Source organism: Streptomyces sp. A0958 (assembly GCF_004795035.1).
Classification (GTDB): Bacteria; Actinomycetota; Actinomycetes; order Streptomycetales; family Streptomycetaceae; genus Streptomyces.
Genome location: NZ_SSBK01000001.1, coordinates 100,230 through 114,122, shown reverse-complemented (window position 1 = coordinate 114,122; position 13,893 = coordinate 100,230). Strand labels below are relative to the sequence as shown.

General features: G+C 71.2%; 16 protein-coding genes and 2 pseudogenes. 9 read left to right on the top strand and 9 right to left on the bottom strand.

Annotated features, from left to right (window positions below; genetic code table 11):
* Positions 1-8 precede the first annotated feature (8 nt).
* The gene (locus E6P78_RS00590) at positions 9-863 is read right to left on the bottom strand and encodes an oxidoreductase (protein ID WP_136201515.1); all 855 of its coding nucleotides are present in this window, start codon (positions 861-863) and stop codon (positions 9-11) included.
* Positions 864-929: 66 nt separating this feature from the next.
* Between E6P78_RS00590 and E6P78_RS00585 the strand changes: the two genes are divergently transcribed.
* A complete protein-coding gene (locus tag E6P78_RS00585; RefSeq protein ID WP_136201514.1) occupies positions 930-1,607 on the top strand; it encodes a response regulator transcription factor in 678 nt (225 codons plus the stop codon).
* A 16-nt stretch (positions 1,608-1,623) separates the two neighbouring features.
* On the opposite strand, the gene E6P78_RS00580 is transcribed toward E6P78_RS00585, so the two are convergent.
* A complete protein-coding gene (locus E6P78_RS00580; protein WP_018554345.1) occupies positions 1,624-1,992 on the bottom strand; it encodes a VOC family protein in 369 nt (122 codons plus the stop codon).
* Between the two features lie 212 nt (positions 1,993-2,204).
* Here E6P78_RS00580 and E6P78_RS00575 point away from each other — a divergent pair, with 212 nt between their 5' ends.
* The 4 genes and pseudogenes from E6P78_RS00575 to E6P78_RS00560 all read left to right on the top strand — a co-directional run.
* Complete coding sequence (locus tag E6P78_RS00575) at positions 2,205-2,471, top strand: hypothetical protein (RefSeq protein ID WP_136201513.1); 267 nt, start codon at positions 2,205-2,207, stop codon at positions 2,469-2,471.
* A complete protein-coding gene (locus E6P78_RS00570) occupies positions 2,452-2,970 on the top strand; it encodes a DUF6879 family protein (RefSeq protein WP_346765546.1) in 519 nt (172 codons plus the stop codon). The genes E6P78_RS00575 and E6P78_RS00570 overlap by 20 nt, the downstream gene beginning before the upstream one ends.
* Positions 2,971-2,982: 12 nt before the next feature.
* Positions 2,983-3,831 (top strand): helix-turn-helix transcriptional regulator, encoded by an 849-nt coding sequence (locus tag E6P78_RS00565; RefSeq protein WP_136201512.1) that lies wholly within the window; start codon positions 2,983-2,985, stop codon positions 3,829-3,831.
* Between the two features lie 189 nt (positions 3,832-4,020).
* Positions 4,021-4,116 (top strand): annotated as a pseudogene (locus E6P78_RS00560) (NUDIX hydrolase); the annotation flags it as partial.
* Here the strand turns inward: E6P78_RS00560 and E6P78_RS33800 are convergent.
* Both E6P78_RS33800 and E6P78_RS00550 read right to left on the bottom strand, forming a co-directional pair.
* Positions 4,117-4,575: pseudogene (locus E6P78_RS33800) on the bottom strand (VOC family protein); the annotation flags it as partial.
* Between the two features lie 160 nt (positions 4,576-4,735).
* The gene (locus E6P78_RS00550) at positions 4,736-5,332 is read right to left on the bottom strand and encodes a hypothetical protein (RefSeq protein ID WP_136201511.1); all 597 of its coding nucleotides are present in this window, start codon (positions 5,330-5,332) and stop codon (positions 4,736-4,738) included.
* A gap of 248 nt (positions 5,333-5,580) precedes the next feature.
* Here E6P78_RS00550 and E6P78_RS00545 point away from each other — a divergent pair, with 248 nt between their 5' ends.
* Positions 5,581-6,819 (top strand): AAA family ATPase, encoded by a 1,239-nt coding sequence (locus tag E6P78_RS00545; RefSeq protein ID WP_136201510.1) that lies wholly within the window; start codon positions 5,581-5,583, stop codon positions 6,817-6,819.
* Positions 6,816-7,487 (top strand): hypothetical protein, encoded by a 672-nt coding sequence (locus E6P78_RS00540; protein ID WP_240798984.1) that lies wholly within the window; start codon positions 6,816-6,818, stop codon positions 7,485-7,487. The genes E6P78_RS00545 and E6P78_RS00540 overlap by 4 nt, the downstream gene beginning before the upstream one ends.
* 163 nt (positions 7,488-7,650) lie before the next feature.
* On the opposite strand, the gene E6P78_RS00535 is transcribed toward E6P78_RS00540, so the two are convergent.
* The 5 genes from E6P78_RS00535 to E6P78_RS00515 all read right to left on the bottom strand — a co-directional run bounded on the left by E6P78_RS00535 (position 7,651) and on the right by E6P78_RS00515 (position 11,604).
* Positions 7,651-8,544: an endonuclease/exonuclease/phosphatase family protein gene (locus tag E6P78_RS00535; protein WP_136201749.1), complete on the bottom strand. Its 894-nt coding sequence runs from the start codon at positions 8,542-8,544 to the stop codon at positions 7,651-7,653.
* Positions 8,545-8,871: 327 nt separating this feature from the next.
* Positions 8,872-9,570 carry a TetR/AcrR family transcriptional regulator gene (locus E6P78_RS00530; protein ID WP_136201509.1) on the bottom strand — a complete coding sequence of 233 codons (699 nt, stop codon included), beginning with the start codon at positions 9,568-9,570 and terminating at the stop codon, positions 8,872-8,874.
* Entirely contained in the window at positions 9,567-10,247 is a 681-nt protein-coding gene (locus tag E6P78_RS00525; RefSeq protein ID WP_136201508.1) for a DUF4166 domain-containing protein, read from the bottom strand. Before E6P78_RS00525 ends, E6P78_RS00530 begins: the two co-directional genes overlap by 4 nt.
* On the bottom strand, positions 10,244-10,990 hold the full coding sequence (locus tag E6P78_RS00520; protein WP_136201507.1) for a hypothetical protein: 747 nt from the start codon (positions 10,988-10,990) through the stop codon (positions 10,244-10,246). The genes E6P78_RS00525 and E6P78_RS00520 overlap by 4 nt, the downstream gene beginning before the upstream one ends.
* A gap of 122 nt (positions 10,991-11,112) precedes the next feature.
* The gene (locus tag E6P78_RS00515) at positions 11,113-11,604 is read right to left on the bottom strand and encodes a hypothetical protein (protein WP_136201506.1); all 492 of its coding nucleotides are present in this window, start codon (positions 11,602-11,604) and stop codon (positions 11,113-11,115) included.
* 61 nt (positions 11,605-11,665) lie between these two features.
* Here E6P78_RS00515 and pip point away from each other — a divergent pair, with 61 nt between their 5' ends.
* Both pip and E6P78_RS00505 read left to right on the top strand, forming a co-directional pair.
* The gene (gene pip, locus E6P78_RS00510; RefSeq protein ID WP_136201505.1) at positions 11,666-12,643 is read left to right on the top strand and encodes a prolyl aminopeptidase; all 978 of its coding nucleotides are present in this window, start codon (positions 11,666-11,668) and stop codon (positions 12,641-12,643) included.
* 72 nt (positions 12,644-12,715) lie between these two features.
* Positions 12,716-13,711 (top strand): aldo/keto reductase, encoded by a 996-nt coding sequence (locus E6P78_RS00505; protein WP_136201504.1) that lies wholly within the window; start codon positions 12,716-12,718, stop codon positions 13,709-13,711.
* The last annotated feature ends 182 nt before the right edge of the window (positions 13,712-13,893 follow it).

Sequence of the window (13,893 nt, the reverse complement as noted above, 5' to 3'; positions counted from 1 at the left end):
CCGGGCGGTCAGCCCCGTAGTTCGGTCACGTCCGCCTCGCTGAGGACGAGGTCGCCGGCCGCCATGTTCTCCTCCAGGTGGGCGAGGTCGCCCGTGCCGGGGATGGCGAGCATCACCGGGGACGAGGCGAGCAGCAGGGCGAGCTGCACCTGCGCGACCGTCGCGCCGAGCCGGGCCGCGACCTTCTCCAGCCGCCGCGTGTCGAGGGGTTCGCGACCGCCGCCGAGCGGGAAGAACGGCACGTACGCGATCCCGGCGGCCTCGCACTCCGCGAGTAGCGCCAGGTCGTCGGCGTACGGGTTCTGTACGCACGCCACGGGCGCGACGGTACGCGCCTCGGCGAGCTGGTCGGCGTCGACGTTGCTGACGCCGAGGTGCCGGATCAGGCCCTCCTCGCGGAGTTCGGTCAGCGCGGCGAACCGCTCGGCCACGGACTCGCCGCCCGGTGCGCTCAGGCCGCCGACCCGGAGGTTGACGAGATCGAGGCGGTCGACGCCCAGGGCGCGCAGGTCGGCCTCGACCAGGCCGCGCAGCTGGTCGGGGGTGGCCTGCCCGCTCGGCATGCCGTCCGGTCCGGGGAGCGGGCCGACCTTCGTCGCGATGACCAGGCCGTCGCGGTAGGGGGCCAGGGCCTCGCGGATCAGCTCGTTGGCCCGTACGTCGCCCCGGGCGTAGAAGGCCGCCGTGTCGATGTGGTTCACGCCCAGCTCCACGGCGCGGCGGAGCACCGCGATGCCGTTCTCCGGGGTGCGGGTGGGGCCGTCGAACGTGCTCATCGGCAGGCGCATGGCGCCGAAGCCGAGGCGGTTGACGGGGAGGTCGCCGCCGAGGTCGAAGGTGCTGGGGTGCGTGGAGGTCGTCATGGCCTCATGGTGTCGCGGGGTCCCGGCGCGTCCCAATCCGTGGCAGTTTGCTGCCAGACTCACGGTATGCGGAACGAACAGATCTTCTCCGTCCGCGGGGACGCGGAGCTTCTCGCGCGCGCCGGTCACTTCTTCGAGTCCGCCCGCACGGACTTCCTGTGCGTCGCCCGGGACCTGAGCACCTGGGCGCAGCCGGAGGCCAGGGCCGCGATCCAGCGCCGGATGCGCCCCGCGGCCTCCCCGGGCTTCACCACGCGCAAGCTGCTCAGCCCGGTCGCGCTGACCGACGAGGGGTCCCGTGCGCACCTGCGGCAGGTACGGAGCAACGGGGCGCAGGTGCGGATCACCGACTCGGCGCTGCCGCACGAGACGATCATCATCGACCGGCGCGTGATGATCCTGGCCGGCCGGGACTCACCGACCGGCCGCGAGTACTCCGTCACGACGTCGCAGAACATGATCGACGGCGTCCACTCGCTGTTCTCCGCGATGTGGGACCAGTCGACGGACTACGACGCCTACCTGCGCACCGACACCCCGCACCTGGACGCCGAAGCCCGCGTGATCCTCGAAGCCCTCGGCTCCGGCCTCACCGACGCGTCGGCCTCCCGCCGCCTCGGCCTCTCCCTGCGCACGTACCGCCGCCGCGTGGCCGACCTGATGGTCACCCTGGAGGCCGGCTCCCGCTTCCAGGCGGGGCTGCGGGCGGGGGAGCTGGGGCTGCCGGGGCGAGTGGGGCGCTGACCGGTTCGCGGGCGCCTTATCCCTGCGGGATCGGCTGGGTGAGGTTCACCGCGTTGCCGTCGGGGTCCCGGATGTGGGCGACGCGCTGTCCCCACGGCATGTCGCTGGGGCCACCGCTGACCGAGCCGCCCAGCGCCTCCACCCGGTTGAGCGTGGCGTGGACGTCGTCGACGCCGATGCTGAGCAGAATCCGCGGCGCCGCCCCCGGCTCCAGGTCCGGCTTCGCCACCACCCCGAGATCGGTGTCACCGATGCGCAGACCGAGGTAGAAGGCCGGGCCCTCCGCCGGCACCCGGAAGATCTCCTCGGCGCCGAACAGATCCGTATAGAAGCCGACCAGAACGTCTTGGTCGGCGGTCAGGATGACGGGCTGAATGGTGGACATGGCACTCCTGTCGTGAACGATCGCGTCACTGGATGGACCGCTCGCGAACGCTGAACTCATCGGCGGGTTCCTCGGCGGACGCCTTGCCGCTGGGGAATCGACACCCGCGAAGACAGCCCTGCCAGTGGAGGGCCGAGGCGCCCTTGACGCTGCTGACAGGCGGGGTGACGCTCGTGCACACACGTGCAGCCGACCCGTTAGAGGAGAGCCCAATGGCCCTTGAGTTCCTGGGGATTTGGCCGAACACACCAGATGACGGATCGCCCACGATCTGGCTGGACGATACGACCGGTGACCTGATCATCCAGTCATGGACCGCCGACGACGAGACGGTTCGGCAGGCGCAGGAAGTCGGTTCCGTGCCCGGCCACTCGACCGACGTACCGGATCACGAGAGCATGATCCGTCTGCCCGCCAACATGCTCCAGTTCATCCCCCGCCCGGACAGTGAGGCCACCGATGGCAACCGCGGTACGTGAAGCACTCGCCAAGGCGCGGCGCTCCGCCATGCACCTTGAGATGCGGGACAGCTACATGCGTGACGATCCCGAGTTCATCCGCTGGCAGCAAGGCCATCGGTACGACCCGGTGGCTCGCGAGTCCTGGTGGCGCTCGTGGCTGGACGTGGTGGTCGAGACAACCGGCCGGGGTGTTTCCATGCGGCGGCTGCGCGTCGTCTCCGAGCCGCTGAGCGACTACGTGCGCTACGAGTACGACGGCACCTTCACGAACGTCGCAGCGGGCGAGGACGTGCGTTGGTTGCCCCGTTCCCGGACGCACGGGCTGTTGCTCCCGGCACTGGAGGGCTGGGTGATCGACGCGGAGACCCTGATCCTTCACCACTTCAGCGGCGATGGTCAGTGGACCGGTGAGCGGATGGAAGTCCGCCACGATCCGACGTTGGCGGAGCAGTACGCGACGGCGTACGAGGCAGCGTGGGAAAGGGCGATTCCCCACGCGGAATACCGGCCCTCCTGACGATCACACGCCATGGCTCTTTCTGCGTCCTCCAGCGCCCAGCAGGCCCGGCAGGCTCTCGCGGACCGTCTCGCGGAACTCTGCCGGGATGCCGGCCTGTCCGGACTCGGCCTTGCCGAGCGTTGCGGGTGGAGTCGTTCGAAATCCTCCCGCATCATGAACGCCCGTACTCCTCCATCTGCCGAAGACATCCGGGCATGGTGCCGGGCATGTGACGCCGAGGAGCAGACCGCGGACCTCACGGCCATGCTGCGGACGGCGGAAGGGATGTGGGTCGGCTGGCGTCGTATGGAACGAGCCGGACTCAAGCAGGCGCAGGAAGCGCGGCTACCGCTGTACGAGCGCACCCGCCGCTTCCGGGCGTACTCGTCGTGGCTCGTACCAGGCATGCTCCAGACGCAGCCGTACACCACGGCGGCACTTCACGCGATCCAAAAGCGGCGCGGGCTGGTGGACGACGTCGCGGGCGCGGTTGCCGCGCGAATGGACCGCCAGCACATCCTGTACACGGGCGACCGCCGGTTTGCGTTCCTGGTTGAAGAGTCGGTGTTGCGAGCCGGGATCGGCGGAGCCGAGGTCATGACCGGGCAACTGGGCCACCTTGTCTCAATCGCCTCACTTCCCAATGTCAGTCTGGGAGTCGTCCCCATGAAGCCCGATCGGGAACGCTGGCCGGCAGAAGGGTTCTGGATCTACGACACAGCGCAGGTCAACGTCGAATTGATCTCCGGCTACCTCACGATCACACAGCCGAGCGAGGTAGGCATGTACGCCGATACGTTCGCAGAACTGGCAGCACTGGCCGTCTACGGGGCGAACGCTCGTGCGTTGATCACCTCGGCCACGGGCGCAATCGGATAACTGGCGTGCAACCTTGTGCACGCCGCTGTGCGTTGGGATTCCCGTCTCCCTAGCGTAACTGTCAGCGATCCACGCCAGGGGGCGTCCCGGTGGGGCCGCCACCACGGAAACGTGGGCGTGACTCGCGCCCAACGCCACAGGTTGAACCAGTCGCAAGTGTTCAACGCTTGCCCTATCGAAAGGGTGCGCATGAAGCGAATCGTTGCCCGACTGTGGAAGCTCATTCGCGGCCCTCTGCAATGGCGCGTCCTGTGGTTCGCCCACGCGAAGTTCATGATCGGCGTGCGGCCAGCCCAGCGCCTCGCTCCAGAAGTAGCCGACCGCCTGGGTGCCGTCGCAGGCGACCGCCCCGATGAAGCCGGTGTCGGCGAGGAACTTGTTGCCGGCCTCGATCACGCAGAACTCGTTGCCGTCCGGATCGGCGAGGACGATGTGGCCGTCCTCCGGGGTCTGGCCGACGTCGATGTGCCGCGCGCCGAGTTCCAGTGCCCGGTCCACCGTCTCCCGCTGGGCCTCCGGGGTGGCGCTGGTCAGGTCGAAGTGCGCTTGGTTCTGGCGGGACTTGGGCTCCCGGCTCGGCGTGAAGCGGAGCCCGAAGCCGTGGGCGTCGGGGGCCAGGAGCCTGAACTCCGCGGCTGCGGGGCCCGGTTCGGGCTGTCCCCAGTTCAGCAGGTTGGCCCAGAAGCGGGCCAGGTCCGCCGGGTCGGTCGCGTGGAAGCCGATCGCTGACAGGTGGGGCGTCATGTTCCGTACGTCTCCGAATCGTTGGCGGGGCGCCCGCGCAGCCTAGGGACGGGGTGCGGGGGGCGCACCCCGTTTTTGGGGGTCTCCATGACCTCCTGGCGGGTGCAGCCGACGTTCAACGCGCCCCCGGGCGGAAAGAGGCGCGGAGAACACCCACCGCTCAGCCGTCGCAACCGTCGATGTCGTCGTCACACCCCTCCACCGCATCCCGGGCGATGGTGTCCAAGCGCCACAGGATCAGGCCCGTGCCGTCCTCGACCGGCTCGACCTGTGCGGTGAACGGCTCACCGGCGGGGATGTTGAACTGGTCGGCCTCCCGGTCTCCGCACTCGATCCCGTATGCCTGTTCCTGGTCGCGCCTCGACAACGTGAGGGTGAGTTCGTCGATCCCCTCCGCGTCGCAAGTGATACTGAGCAGGTACGGCCGATCACCGGGCGCCTTGTACTTCTTGCTCATACCACTCGCCGCGAACGCGCTCGCGGTGTCGACGAGTGCCGGACGCGCGTCGCTGTCGGTGGCCCGTCGCAGGGCCCGTCCCGCCCGCTGCATCGCGTCGTCCGGCTCCCAGGTCCGGCCGCCGTCACTCGGCAGCTTGCTCTGCTGACCTGCAGACGCCGATGAACGGTCCGGCGTGCCATCGGGCTCTTCCTTGCCCTCTGCGCAGCCTGCAGTCAGTGTGATCGTTGCGACGCAGACCGGAAAGAATTGACGTATACGCATGTATCCACCGTGGGTACAGGCCGGTGCTGGGGCCATCACCCCACCACCGGTCGCTCGCCTGGCCGGGTGGTTCGTCCCGTGCCGCAATCGGCCCGCCGTGGCAGTAGCGGCCGGACGGGTGGGCAGAAGTGAGCGCGTACCGGGTCTCGGCCGAGTGACCACGCCGAATACTCAAGCCGATGACAGTCGGCCCGGATACGCTGAGCCATGATGTTCCGCTCACGGTCGGACGCGTACCTCTCGCGAGGGAAAGCCGTCCGTCGCACCCACTCGATAGGTCCCCCATGCCCGGCCGTCTCCTCGAACTGCATGTCGAGAACTTCCGCAGCCTACGCGACGTGACCGTGCCGCTCGGTCCACTCACCGTGTTGGTGGGCCCGAACGGCGCAGGTAAGTCCAACGTACTGAAGGTGTTCGACTTCCTGGCCGACATCATCCGTACCGACCTCCAGCCGGCGCTCGACGCGCGTGGCGGATTCGACGAGGTGGCCTTCTGGGGCGGGAACAGGCCACCGACCTCCATGCGCATTCATCTCAAGGCGACATGGACGACCAACTCCACCCGAAACGCGCCGGACGAATACGACCTTACGATCCGCCGCCGCTCCCTGCGGTCGAAATCGTCGGGCGAGCGTTCGCCCTACTTCGCGCTCTCCCGGGAGGAGAGCTTCGCCTTCAAGCGCAGGCAGGGGCGCGGCCGACGCATCACCATCAAGGGTGAGGAGGCACGCATCCACGACGTACGGGCGGGCGAGAGCAAGGACAGCGGCAACTTCAGCATTCGGAGGCTGAGCAGCGGCTTGTCCACGCTCCCCCGTCTCGGGCCCGCCGACGGCGGCGACGAGGTGACCCGGGTCGCCGACCGGCTGTCGTCGTTTCGGGTCTTTGACGTGGACGTGGCTGCCGCCCGGCAACCGACCCGCCTGCGGGGTGCGGACTTCAGCACCCTCTCGCCGCACGCCGAGAACCTGGCCGGGTTCCTGATCCACCTGAGCGGCCGTGAGGAGACTTGGGACGATCTGGTCACCGATGCCCGTGAGGTTCTGCCGCAGCTGGAGAACATCGAGTTCGAAGAGGTCGGCGGGGCGACCGACCAGCTGACCGTCGTACTGCGCGAGCGCGGCCTGCGCCGTCTGACCCCGCTCGCCGACGCCTCCTACGGAACCGTCCGGCTTCTCGGGCTGCTCGCCCTGCTGTATGACCCGAATCCCCCGGCGTTCACCTGCATCGAAGAGATCGATCACGGGCTGCATCCGCAGGCGCTGGAACTCGTCGTGCAGCGATTGCGCGAGGCTGCTGAGCGAACCCAGTTCATCGTCGCCACCCACTCCCCCGCCCTGGTGAACCGGCTGCGCCCGGAAGAGTTCGTCGTGTGCGACCGCGTCGACGATGGGGCCTCGATCATCCCTGCGCTCACTGTCGGCGAGGTGAGGGACATCGTCGAAGAGTCCGGTGAACAACCGCTCGGGGAGCTCTGGTTCTCCGGTGTGCTGGGTGGAGACCTCACCGGGAGTGAGCTATGACGCCAAAGGGGCGGCAGGGAGGCGGGCGTGGGTCCCGGGCACAGGAACGGGGCGTCATCGTACTGGCCGGCGAGGACCGGAACGACTGCGAGATCCTCGCCGCGCTCATACGCGCGCATCGGCCCGACCTGAGCGATGCGGCCAAACTCGTCCGCATCAACGACCCGGTACGGCTGCGCCGGAAGTCCGGACCAAAGCTGGCGGCTGCCGTGGAAGCCCTGGTCGGCAAGGCTCGGGCCAAAGCGCGTCAGCAGCGGGCCGAGCTGCACGGCTTCGTCGTCCACGAAGACCTGGACGGCTACACCGACGTCCACTACGAGCGCATCCGCAGATCGCTGACCGACGAGCTCGCACGCCAGTGCCATGGGTTCCGGAGCGCGTTCGCACTCGCTGCCTGGGAGAGCGAGGGCTGGTTGCTGCTCTTCCCGGACGCCTTCCCTCACGTCCGCCCGCGCTGGAAGGTCCCCGCCCACCTGCTCGACAAGGACACCGGGCGTGTCAAAGACGCCAAGGAGGAGCTGAAACGAGGGCTTGGCCCGCCGGTCTTCCGGGAGAGCGACGGCCCAGCGGTCGCCCGCGAGGCCCAGCAACACGGGCTGATCCCCTCCCCACGTGGCACCAACCGCTCGTACGAGGACTTTGTCGGGGATCTCACCGGCTGGAACTGACGGCCGGCCCGTATCCCCCAGGCGGGAGCAGGACCTGGCCGTAATCACCTCGAACGGGCAGCTCTTATGAGCTCGGACTGTTTCCGCGCTCGGGTCCTACAGCCCCACGGTCTACCACCGGCTTCGCGAGCGGACGCCAGCGTTCCCGGCACCGGGTAGCCCCTCAGTCCAGCGACACCCGTGCCGTCACCGGCAGGTGGTCGCTGCCCGTCGCCGGGAGGGTGTGGATGCGGCCGACCGTGGCTCCGCGGGCCATCACCTGGTCGATCCTGGCCAGCGGGAAGGACGCCGGGAAGCTGAACGCGAAGCCGCGTTCCGAGACGTTGAGCCGGGAGGTCAGGGAGGTCAGGCCGCGGTCGTCCACCGTGGCGTTGAGGTCGCCCAGCACGATCACCGCGTCCGTCTCCTCGGCGGCCAGGGCGTTGCCCAGCAGGCGGGCGCTCTCGTCGCGTCGGGCGGAGGCGAGACCTCCGGGGCCGATCCGGATGGACGGCAGGTGGGCGACGTACGCGGCGACCTCGCCGTGCGGGGTGTGGGCGAGCGTGCGCAGGCCCCGGCTCCAGCCCTCCGTGATGTCCTTGGGCTTGATGTCGACCACCCGGGTGCCGGAGAGGCGGTGCCTGGACCAGATGCCGACCGTGCCCCGGACCTCGTGGAACGGGTAGTGCGGGGCGAGGACCTGCTCGTAGTGCGGCAGCGCCTGGGGGACCAGCTCCTCCAGCGCGATGAGGTCGGCGCCCGCGGCGTCCAGCGCTCGGGCCGTCCCCGCCGGGTCGGCGTTCACATCGCTGACGTTGTGCTGGACGACGACCAGGTCGCGCGGGCCCGGGTCCGGCGCCGGGAGGAGGAGGCCGCCGAACGCGTACGCCCAGGCCGTCACCGGCAGGAGCAGCGCCAGCAGTGCGAGGAGGGACCGGCGGAGCACGGCGAGGGTGAGCAGGGGGACGACGGCCAGGCCCAGCCAGGGCAGGAACGCCTCAAGGAGGCTGCCCAGGTGGCCGGGGGTGTTGGGCACCGCCCGGTGGGCGACGAGCAGGAGTGCCGTCAGGGCCGCCAGCGCGGCGAGGACCCTGCCCCGCCGCCATCTGCCGGAGCGGGGCCGGGCCGCCCGCCAACTGCCGGAGCGGGCCGGGGACCGCCGCCATCTGCCGGAGCGGGGCCGAGCCGCCCGCCAACTGCCGGAGCGGGCCGGGGACCGCCGCCATCTGCCGGAGCGGGGCCGAGCCGCCCGCCAACTGCCGGAGCGGGCCGGGGACCGCCGCCATCTGCCGGGGCGATCCCACGCCCGCCGGGAGACGACGGACCTCACCGCCGCAGCCGCACCGCTGACCGCCCGCTTCACCATGCGTCCCGCCCGTCCCTGCCGTTGCTCCCGAGGACGGGTCTACGGGTGCGCCCGGTTACCCCCGGCGCGGCGCAGCCTGGACCGTACGGCGCGCTGCGCGACCGGGCCGAGGTCGTCCAGCGCGGCGGCGAGCGCGGCGAGCTGGTCCAGCGCGGCCAGCGCCTGGCCGGCCCCGTCCGGGTCGACGCCCTCGTACAGCTCCAGGCCGACGAAGGCCGCGGAGGCCGCCTTCGCCAGGCCGGTCACGTCCACGAACCCGGCGAGCGGCGAGTCGGCCAGGACCCGGCCCAGCACCCGCTCGATCTCCTCGGTCCACAGCGTGAGGCCCGCGGCCGTGGCGGTCGCGAGGCGCGGCTGCGTCTGGCCGCCGACGAGCAACTGCCCCAGGACGGCGACCTGGCCGCCCGCGCGTTCGGAGGCGTTCAGCTCGCGGGCCACGGCGAGGAGTTCGCCCAGTGATCGCACCCGGCCCAGGCGTTCGCGGTAGGTGGCGAGCCGTTGCTCCGCCCCGTGGCGGCAGGCCGCGGCGAGCAGTTCGTCCACGGTGCCGAAGTGGTAGAAGACCAGCGCCTGGTTGACCCCGGCGGCAGCGGCGATGCTCCGCGCGGAGGTCTTGGCGATGCCCTGCTCGGTGAGCGCGGCGAGGGCGCCGGCGAGCAGCTTCGTGCGCGTGTCCTCGCCGGAGGGCGTCCGGCCGGAGGACGTACGGCCGGTGCCCGTCCGCTCCCCCTCGCTCACGCCCGTGCCTCCTCGCGTACCGGGCGCAGGTCAGGGCGTACGCCGTGCCCCTTGGCGTCCGCGTACTCGGCGGTGAACGAGCCCTCGTAGCCGAACAGCGGGCCGAAGCGGCGGTTGGTGACCGAGACCTGGATGCGGAAGCGGCCCGCCGCCTCGTCGAACGACTCCCTGACCACCGCGTCGCCCCCGATCAGATCCGGCACCCGGACGTCCACCGGGCCCTCGCGGAAGCGGTGTTCGCCGGAGCGGATGACCAGGGCGCCGGCCCCGTCCACCGCGAGGTGCAGGTCGGTGGCCAGGTGCTGATGCGTACCCAGGTAGTCCACCACACAGCCGCGCTCCGGGCTGTGGACCATCGTCGCGTCGAACCGCCGGGGCCCGTCCGGGAAGGCGAACGTCCTGACGAAGGTGACCGTCTCGCGGCCGAAGGAGTCCGTGAAGGGGACGTTCTCGATGGTGAACGGGACATCGCGGCCGGTGCGCGGGACGAGGATGTGGCGTATCCCGCCCAGCGCGAGGAACGGCCGCACCCAAGGGCCGCCGTGCCAGACCCGGTCCATCACCCCGCGCCCCGTACAGGCCTCGCCGCTGTCGAGGCCGACGGAGAAGCGGCGCCGTACGCGCGGGTGGAGGCGGTCGAAGTCGGCCACCAGGGCCTGCTGGAAGATCGAGGTCACGGGCGCTCCAGGCGGTGGAGAAGGGCGGGCGGTGCGGGGGTGGTGCGCTCGGGCGGGCGGCGCAGGCAGCGGGCGGCCGAGGGGGTGGAGGGCAGCGGTGGCAGGAGGACGGCGGCGAGCAGGACCGGTACGGCGGCGAGGGGGGCCGCCCACCCCGTCAGGGCGACTGCCGCCAGCCGGAACGCCACCTCCGCGAGGCCCCGCCGCAGCGCGCGCTCGGGCGTGATCCCGCGCTCGCACCACAGCCGCAGCCGGTCGAACGACCAGGCGGTGGCCCAGCCCATCAGCGGGCGGAAGACCAGGCGGTCGGCGAGCCGGCCGGGGCGGCCCCAGCGGGGCTCGTAGTCGTAGCCGGTGAGGAAGCGGATGCCGTCGTCCTCCGGGCCTCCCTCGCAGGGCACGTAGCGCCAGTAGCCCCGGCCCTCGGTGAGGAACGACAGCGGGTGCGCGCAGGCGAAGCGGAGGGCGGAGGTCCGGGTGCCGTCGGGGCGGTGCCGCTCACCGGCGCTGGTGCCGGTCCCGGCGACGAGGAGACCCGGCAGGACCCGTACCCCGTAGGTGAACCGCTGCGACTCCCCCTCCGCGCGGGGCAGGTACGCGATGTGCGTGAACCGCAGGTCCCAGCGCTGGTGCTGCGCCGGGTCCTGGGTGCGTTCCCAGACGCACTCCAGGCCGGCACGTATCCGCGCCTCGATGTACAGGCCACCGCCCACGTTCCCCCACCCCTCCAGCGGTTTGAGCATTCGCTCAAATCGCGGTGCAGCAGAGAGTAGAGGAGTTTGAGCGACTGCTCAAGTGGGTGGGTGGGCGGCTGCCGGCGCCGGTGTCTTCCCGCTCAGGCGCCGGCCGAACCACCACCAACGGCTCAGCGGTCCGGGAAGCGTTCCCCGCACGCGCCGCAGTACACCGGCGCCGACTCCTGGGACATCCGGCCGCACTCGGGGCAGACCCGGTCCAGCGCGCAGGGCGCCTCGCCGCCCTCCCGCACGGACACCGCCGGCTTGATCGCCAGCCCCGGGCGGCGGCGGTGCACCGTCAGATAGGCGAGGCCGTCCGGGCCCGCCGTCAGGGAGCGCCGGGAGGTGCGCGGCAGCCAGGTGGCCGTGGTCGGGGTCAGCGTCAGGGGCGTACCGCCGTCGCCGGGGACGAGGCGGCCGCCACCGGCGAGGACCACCAGGAGGACGTCGAGCACGTCCTCCTGGTGCTCCCCCACCTCCGCGCCCGGCGGCAGCCGCACCAGATTCGCGTCCAACTCCCTCCCCTGCCGGTCGAGTTGCCACAGCGCCCCGCGATCGTCGGGGGCTGCGGCGGCGAGCAGATCGTCCAGTACGGCCAGAACCTCGGGAGTGGCATTCACGAAGCCAGGCTACGACCGCGTGAGCTTAAGCTGTACGCCGCTGAACGAGGGAGACACCGTCATGGGGCGCCTGCCCGATGAGAAGTACCCGCCGATCGAGCCGTACGACCGGGGCATGCTGGACGTCGGCGACGGCGACCTCGTGTACTGGGAGGTGTGCGGCAACCCGGCCGGGAAGCCCGCCGCCGTCGTCCACGGCGGCCCGGGTTCGGGGTGCACCCAGCGGCCCCGGCAGTACTTCGACCCGGAGCGCTACCGCGTCGTCCTCTTCGACCAGCGGGGCTGCGGCCGCTCCACCCCGCACGCGAGCGACCCGGCCGTGGACCTGCGGCACAACACCACGGACCACCTGATCGCCGACATGGAACGCCTCCGCGTCCACCTCGGCATCGACCGGTGGCTGCTGTACGGGGGCTCCTGGGGCTCGACGCTGATCCTCGCGTACGCCGAGCGGCACCCGGAGCGGGTCACCGAGATCGTGATCCCGGCCGTCACGACGACCCGGCGCTCCGAGATCGACTGGCTGTACCGGGGCGCGGGCCGCTTCTTCCCCGAGGCGTGGGACCTCTTCCGGGCGGGCGTCCCGGAGGCCGCGAGCGACGCGACCCCGGACGTGCTCGCCGCGTACGCCCGGCGGACCGTGGACCCCGACCCGGCCGTACGGGCGCGGGCGACGGCCGACTGGTGCGCCTGGGAGGACGCGGTGCTCTCGCAGGAGGCGTACACGGGCCCGCCCCCGTACAGCGGCCGGCCCGGCCGGGCGCAGGAGGCGCTGGTGCGGATCTGCGCGCACTACTTCTCGCAGGGGGCGTGGCTGGAGGAGGGTCAGCTGATCCGGGACGCGGGGCGGCTGGCCGGGGTTCCGGGGGTGCTGGTGCACGGGCGGGGCGACATGGGCGGGCCGCTGGTCACCGCGTGGGAGCTGGCGAAGGCGTGGCCGGACGCGGAGCTGACGGTGATCGAGGACGCGGGCCACCTCGGCGGGGCGGCGACCAGCCAGGCGGTGCTGGCGGCGCTGGACCGGTTCGCGGGCGCGTAGAACGGGCTCCGGCGGATCATGACCGGGGCAGCGCTTGCTTCGAGCGCGCTCGAAGGAGTTGGCTTGGGGTCCATGAAGTACACGCAGCTCGGACGCACCGGACTCAAGGTAAGCCGCCTCGTCCTGGGGACGATGAACTTCGGCCCCCAGACCAACGAGAGCGACAGCCACACCCTCATGGACGCCGCCCTGGACGCGGGCGTCAACTTCTTCGACACCGCGAACGTCTACGGCTGGGGCGAGAACAAGGGCCGTACCGAGGAGATCCTCGGCACCTGGTTCGCGCAGGGCGGCGACCGCCGCGACAAGGTCGTGCTCGCCACCAAGGTCTACGGCAACATGGGCCCCGACGGCGAGGCCTGGCCCAACCACGACAAGCTCTCCGCCTTCAACATCCGCCGGGCCGTCGACGCCAGCCTGAAGCGGCTGCAGACGGACCACATCGATCTGTACCAGTTCCACCACGTCGACCGGTCGACCCCGATCGAGGAGATCTGGCAGGCCATCGACGTACTGATCCAGCAGGGCAAGATCCTCTACGCCGGTTCCTCGAACTTCGCCGGCTACAAGATCGCCCAGGCCAACGAGCGGGCCCGGCAGCGGGGCAGCTACGGGCTGGTCAGCGAGCAGTGCATCTACAACCTGATGGAGCGCGGCGCCGAGATGGAGGTCATCCCGGCCGCCCAGGAGTACGGCCTCGGGGTCATCCCCTGGTCGCCGCTGCACGGCGGGCTGCTCGGCGGCGCGATCCGCAAGGAGCGCGAGGGCGGCGGCGCCCGGTCCGTCTCGGGCCGCTCCGCCGACGCGCTGGCCGACCCGAAGGTGCGGGCCCAGGTCCAGGCGTACGAGGACCTGCTGGACAAGCACGGTCTGGAGCCCGGCGAGGCGGGCCTGGCCTGGCTGCTGACCCGCCCCGGCGTCACCGGCCCGATCACCGGCCCGCGCACGCGGGAGCAGCTCGACTCCGCGCTGCGTGCGGTGGAGCTGGAGCTGTCGGCGGAGGTGCTGGAGGCCCTGGAGGAGATCTTCCCCGGTCCGGGCCCGTCGCCGGAGAACTTCGCCTGGTAGGTCCGCCCCGGTAGGTCCGTGGGGCCGCCCCCGGTCAGGTCAGCCGAGGGCGGCCGCCACGGCGACGACGGCGAACATCAGCACGAGCACGGCCGCCATGATGCGGTTTCTGGTCTTCGGGTCCACCCGACGAGCGTAACCGGACCGGCATCCGTGAACGCGACGCGGCCCCGTCCCGGTAC

Bases quoted from the DNA above. Each gene is read 5' to 3' on its own strand.
- E6P78_RS00590 (WP_136201515.1), bottom strand. From the start codon at position 863: ATGACGACCTCCACGCACCCCAGCACCTTCGACCTCGGCGGCGACCTC.
- E6P78_RS00585 (WP_136201514.1), top strand. From the start codon at position 930: ATGCGGAACGAACAGATCTTCTCCGTCCGCGGGGACGCGGAGCTTCTC.
- E6P78_RS00580 (WP_018554345.1), bottom strand. From the start codon at position 1,992: ATGTCCACCATTCAGCCCGTCATCCTGACCGCCGACCAAGACGTTCTG.
- E6P78_RS00575 (WP_136201513.1), top strand. From the start codon at position 2,205: ATGGCCCTTGAGTTCCTGGGGATTTGGCCGAACACACCAGATGACGGA.
- E6P78_RS00570 (WP_346765546.1), top strand. From the start codon at position 2,452: ATGGCAACCGCGGTACGTGAAGCACTCGCCAAGGCGCGGCGCTCCGCC.
- E6P78_RS00565 (WP_136201512.1), top strand. From the start codon at position 2,983: ATGGCTCTTTCTGCGTCCTCCAGCGCCCAGCAGGCCCGGCAGGCTCTC.
- E6P78_RS00550 (WP_136201511.1), bottom strand. From the start codon at position 5,332: ATGGCCCCAGCACCGGCCTGTACCCACGGTGGATACATGCGTATACGT.
- E6P78_RS00545 (WP_136201510.1), top strand. From the start codon at position 5,581: ATGCCCGGCCGTCTCCTCGAACTGCATGTCGAGAACTTCCGCAGCCTA.
- E6P78_RS00540 (WP_240798984.1), top strand. From the start codon at position 6,816: ATGACGCCAAAGGGGCGGCAGGGAGGCGGGCGTGGGTCCCGGGCACAG.
- E6P78_RS00520 (WP_136201507.1), bottom strand. From the start codon at position 10,990: ATGCTCAAACCGCTGGAGGGGTGGGGGAACGTGGGCGGTGGCCTGTAC.
- pip (WP_136201505.1), top strand. From the start codon at position 11,666: ATGGGGCGCCTGCCCGATGAGAAGTACCCGCCGATCGAGCCGTACGAC.
- E6P78_RS00505 (WP_136201504.1), top strand. From the start codon at position 12,716: ATGAAGTACACGCAGCTCGGACGCACCGGACTCAAGGTAAGCCGCCTC.